Origin of the sequence: Chromohalobacter sp. 48-RD10 (assembly GCF_029889785.1) — a bacterium.
Classification (GTDB): Bacteria; Pseudomonadota; Gammaproteobacteria; order Pseudomonadales; family Halomonadaceae; genus Chromohalobacter.
The window spans coordinates 1-4,505 of the sequence record NZ_JARANX010000056.1 but is presented as its reverse complement, the minus strand read 5'-3'; the positions used below and the strand labels follow the sequence as shown (position 1 = coordinate 4,505).

At 44.2% G+C, this 4,505-nt stretch carries 5 protein-coding genes; 4 read left to right on the top strand and 1 reads right to left on the bottom strand.

Going from position 1 to position 4,505, the window contains the following annotated elements; translation table 11 throughout:
- Positions 1–286: 286 nt before the first annotated feature.
- The 3 genes from cysC to OP496_RS16640 all read left to right on the top strand — a co-directional run bounded on the left by cysC (position 287) and on the right by OP496_RS16640 (position 3,039).
- A complete protein-coding gene (gene cysC / locus OP496_RS16650; protein WP_280564918.1) occupies positions 287–886 on the top strand; it encodes an adenylyl-sulfate kinase in 600 nt (199 codons plus the stop codon).
- A 408-nt stretch (positions 887–1,294) separates the two neighbouring features.
- Entirely contained in the window at positions 1,295–2,248 is a 954-nt protein-coding gene (locus tag OP496_RS16645; protein ID WP_280564917.1) for a GTPase, read from the top strand.
- A gap of 14 nt (positions 2,249–2,262) precedes the next feature.
- Complete coding sequence (locus OP496_RS16640; RefSeq protein ID WP_280564915.1) at positions 2,263–3,039, top strand: DUF3944 domain-containing protein; 777 nt, start codon at positions 2,263–2,265, stop codon at positions 3,037–3,039.
- Between the two features lie 191 nt (positions 3,040–3,230).
- Here the strand turns inward: OP496_RS16640 and OP496_RS16635 are convergent, their stop codons facing one another.
- Complete coding sequence (locus OP496_RS16635; RefSeq protein WP_280564913.1) at positions 3,231–3,413, bottom strand: hypothetical protein; 183 nt, start codon at positions 3,411–3,413, stop codon at positions 3,231–3,233.
- Positions 3,414–3,569: 156 nt separating this feature from the next.
- On the opposite strand from OP496_RS16635, the gene OP496_RS16630 reads away from it, so the two are divergent.
- Positions 3,570–4,505, top strand: a 936-nt coding sequence (locus tag OP496_RS16630) for a hypothetical protein (RefSeq protein ID WP_280564912.1), incomplete at its 3' end; no start/stop codon positions are given.

The following is a 4,505-nucleotide window of genomic DNA, read 5'->3' as shown; positions in this document are numbered from 1 at the left end:
CAAGTATGGCTATTATTAATTATTTTATAAGTTAGTACACCTTTGCATATCTATTGGTTCCCGGATGATGGAATCAGTTCGAGAACTTATCCTCTATTGACAGCCAAGGATCGTCTCCAGTAATTCATCCGGGAGCAGACGCATGAATATCAAAGCCCAGCCAGTAGGACTACGTCGTTCAATTATTTATGGTGTCCTTCAGAGATCACCAGTGCGATCAATGTCAAACAGATAATTAAGTTGGGGTTATAACCCCTTTTACCTTGGGAGGCGCAGGAAGACACTTATGCCTAGAAACATCATCCGCCACGCGCACCGCATAAACCGTTCACACCGCGAACAACTCAACGGCCACCGGACGTGCCTGTTGTGGTTCACGGGACTGAGCGGTTCAGGCAAATCCACCATTGCCGGTCTAGTGGAGGAAAAGCTGTATGCGTTGGGTAAGCGCACGTATCTACTCGATGGTGACAACGTGCGCCATGGTTTGAATGGGGATCTGGGATTCTCCGACGCGGACAGGGTCGAGAACATTCGCCGCATTGGCGAGCTATCACGGTTGTTCGTCGATGCGGGAATCATCACGCTGGCCGCATTCATCTCTCCTTTTCGTGTCGACCGGAACAACGTGCGTGAGCTGATGGAAGAAGGTAACTTCATTGAGGTTTTCATCGACACGCCGCTCGCCACCTGCGAGCAGCGCGATCCCAAGGGACTGTATCACCGAGCACGTAACGGTGAGATCAAGCACTTCACCGGCATCGACTCGCCCTACGAGCCACCTGAAGCGCCTGAGCTACGTATCGTGAATGACGGCCTCCAACCGCACGAAGCGGCCGAGCAGGTCATCCGCTATCTGCAAGCTAACGGCTACCTTGCGCAGTAAAACGCTCAGGCATGCTATGAAACGAGCCAAGACCCGGCTCCAGACCGCCGGGATTCAGGCTTGTTTCATCACCTAAAAATTTATCGCGAATCCCTAAAGTTTCTTTCGTGCATGCCGATACCTCGTGAAAGACGACACACGCACACCCCACGCTCAGGGACATAGTATGGCCGTTATCAACTCCAACCCGCTTTCCCTCACCGCCCCGCCCACCAGCATCAGGGACGCGCCAACAGCTAGCTTTCTCTAACGCGTGAGGGGCTTCCTCGTTTAATTTTCCTGTGATGTGCAACGCCGTCTACTAGATGGCTTTTAAACAAAGCACACGATTAAATATGAGCAACCCACTTAGCACATGCAGGTAAAGCCTGAAAAGTTCAATCACTATTAACTAAATAGGAATATCAAATGACACACGATCCTCTTTCAGAACTCAGCTCGGAAGAATTACGCAAAATTCGTGACCGTATCCGTGCAACCAAGATCAATGTGCTCTTAGTTGGTGGGACCGGCGTAGGGAAAAGTTCGACTATCAGCGCCTTGTTCCAAAGTCAGGAGCTGGAAAGTAATGCCACAGTCGGCCAAACTCCCAACCCCGAGACCATAGATGTCAGTGCTCATGAACTAAACAACCTAATCATTTGGGATACACCAGGGCTAGGCGACAGCCCAGAGAGAGACAAAGAGCACCGAGACAAAATCATCGAACTCCTGCACAGGAAGGACGAGCATGGTCAACCGTTAATCGACCTAGTATTTTTGATCTTGGATGCTGGCAACCGAGACTTCAGCTCCGCTTTTGCTCTAACCAAGGATGTTATCCTGCCCAACTTGGCTCATGACGACCGAGATCGCCTTCTAATAGGCCTCAACCAAGCCGACCAAGCTATGAAGGGTTATTACTGGAATAAAGAAGAAGACAAGCCAGAACCCAAACTTTTAGAACGATTGGATGAGCTTCATCAGTCAGTCAAAGACCGCATAAAAGGCGATACAGGACTGGAGGTAGATCCCATCTACTACTCGGCTGGATGCATACTGAATGGCGAAGTTTTGTCGAGGCCATATAACTTGCAAAAGCTCCTTAGCTTTATACTAGAGCGCCTTCCCAAGAAGAAGCGAGCGGCAATAGCACTCAACATCAACGAGGACGAACAAAACTTCCAGTCCAATGACGACAAGGAAGATTATCAAGAAAAAGCAGAGGAATCTATTCTTTCTTCGCTAGCTGACTATATAAAAGATATAGCTACAGGCGTTGGAGACCAGGTAAAGAAAATTATTACTAATCCCGACAACATAAAATGGGCTGCCACCAAGACAGCCGTTATTATTTCAGCTATGCTCAAAAACAGAAAATAAAAAAGGAATCAAAAATGGAGTATCGCGAAGATGTAGACTTAAAATTTTTAAAAGAACTTACCAGCGAAGACCTGAATAATTTAGTAGAATGTCTTACAAAAGACAAAGGTGGCACCCCACTCTGGACAGAAAGGATTACTAAGACTGCAATTTATAAAGAAAACTATCCAGATCACGCTAAGTACTGGTTTTTAATAGCTGCCGAACTTCAATGCTTCGGCGCAAACAGTGTAACGACACTGATAAGAGGAGGAAAAGGAGTACAGTACCGAGAAATACTGACGGATGTCTGTGACAAGATGGCGATAAAGCATGATAAAAAAGATAACATAATAGAGATAGAAAACAACCTTCTCATCAAAATTCTTGATGATGCAGTGGAAAAGATGTCAGAATCAGAGCGTGCAGAATTTGCGAAAACTCTTGGAATAACCAATTTAAAAAGACTGACTCCAGCAGTACTCACTACTGCAGTTCAAATGGCATTCAAGGCTGGAGGTTTTAAGTCCTTTCAGTTGACAGTTATTGTTGCCAACGCAGTAAGTCGTGCCGCTTTGGGACGAGGAGTTGCTCTTGCAGGAAACGCAGCTCTTATGAGAACTGCATCTATTTTAACCGGCCCTGTTGGCTGGGCGCTGACGGGTGCATGGACTATAGTAGATATTGCTGGTCCTGCCTATAGAGTTACGATGCCCTCAGTCCTCCAAGTAGCTTTTCTTCGAAAGAAATACCAGGCAGAGCGTGATGAAATATTCAAAGATATCAATGATGATATAGAGGGCGATATATAAAATTGTATATATTTATTTAAGCACCAAACCCCGGATTATAAATAATTATTAATTATATTCTTTCTGGCACCAAAGAGTTTTTATAGATTTATCCGGGGTCTCACAGATACCAATATAGCATGCGTACGCGCTTTAGAGATTAGGCTATCTCTACCCCCTCCCCTTTAATGGGGCACAGGAGAGTGTCAGCATCAAACTACCAAGAAATGTTCACAATTTACCGGATGGCTGTAATTATTCCCGAATTGAACACTGAAATCTTTTGCCTTGACTTTCAGCATAACTTTTCCACCCTTTTTTGGCTTATATTCACCTTTCGCTATAGCGATAGTACGCTTGCGGTAATCTTCTTTTGAGATGATGCCTACTTTCATGACTTTACTTTTTATCTCGCACCTATTTCAGTAAAAAAGCCGTGAGGGGCGCCTACAAACATAGCAGCCATCCCAGGCCTAAAGTTTTCAGGCCATCAGCCGATCAATTGTATCAGACCACATATTGACACTTCATACACTTGTGATGTAATGCTTATGAATGATAACTCTTCAAAACACGATGCCACGTTGTCCAATACACTACGGAACGCCATCCCTCTGCTTTTTATCGCTGCATCCATGGGAATTTTGACTGCATGTCACATGCTATTCTTTGGTATCAGCGACATGATAGCCCTATTTCTTTTTATCATTACGAGCTATTTGATATTTCACTCGGTACTCGACTTGCGAATAGGTAGTCAAAAAGCACTGCGTGTTTATTTCAAAAAACAATCCTTCTTCACCTCTTATCTTTCACAAGATAAACCATGGGCACAAATTGCTTTTTCTATCATTATAGCCGCATTCTTATCCCTTGCATTTATTGTAGTATTGAAAGGCATATCTTTGTCACATGGCTTTTGGTCAATTCTAATCATAGTAGGCATTGCATGCCTTTTCGTGCGATTCACCAACTTCGGCACTATCAAGGAAACCGTTGAGGATAATGCCACGGAAACCGTATCACACCATGCCATCTCGATTATTTCCATAATCGTAACGGCATTTTGGCTAAATCTACTCCTTTCCATGATTCTGAGTGCTCATGATCTATTTACATTTCTCAGCAGCGAAATCGATTTTTCCTCATTTGTAACTTATGCCGAAAATCGCTCTATCGATAAAACCATCGATAACGAAGTATCAAGATTTTTTGTCAACCTGTACGTCATCATCAATGCCTTCAAAGTTGCCATGGCCAATGAGATCATGACTGCACTCGACATAAGCTACCAAGAAAAGTCTCAATACTTTTATATTTTTTATTTCTCAACGCTCGTCATGAACATGGCAAAATTATTTGGCTTCTCACTCACACTGATACTCATGCAAAAAACTATTGAAGAACGCGTCGCCCCCTTTATCAGAATTATATGGAGAAAAGTCTGTCCAATTCTCCAAAAGCTCTTTCATGCCACTAAAAAACAC

What these genes read in the sequence shown, in the direction of transcription:
- cysC (WP_280564918.1), top strand. Translation starts at nt 287, where the DNA reads ATGCCTAGAAACATCATCCGCCACGCGCACCGCATAAACCGTTCACAC.
- OP496_RS16645 (WP_280564917.1), top strand. Translation starts at nt 1,295, where the DNA reads ATGACACACGATCCTCTTTCAGAACTCAGCTCGGAAGAATTACGCAAA.
- OP496_RS16640 (WP_280564915.1), top strand. Translation starts at nt 2,263, where the DNA reads ATGGAGTATCGCGAAGATGTAGACTTAAAATTTTTAAAAGAACTTACC.
- OP496_RS16635 (WP_280564913.1), bottom strand. Translation starts at nt 3,413, where the DNA reads ATGAAAGTAGGCATCATCTCAAAAGAAGATTACCGCAAGCGTACTATC.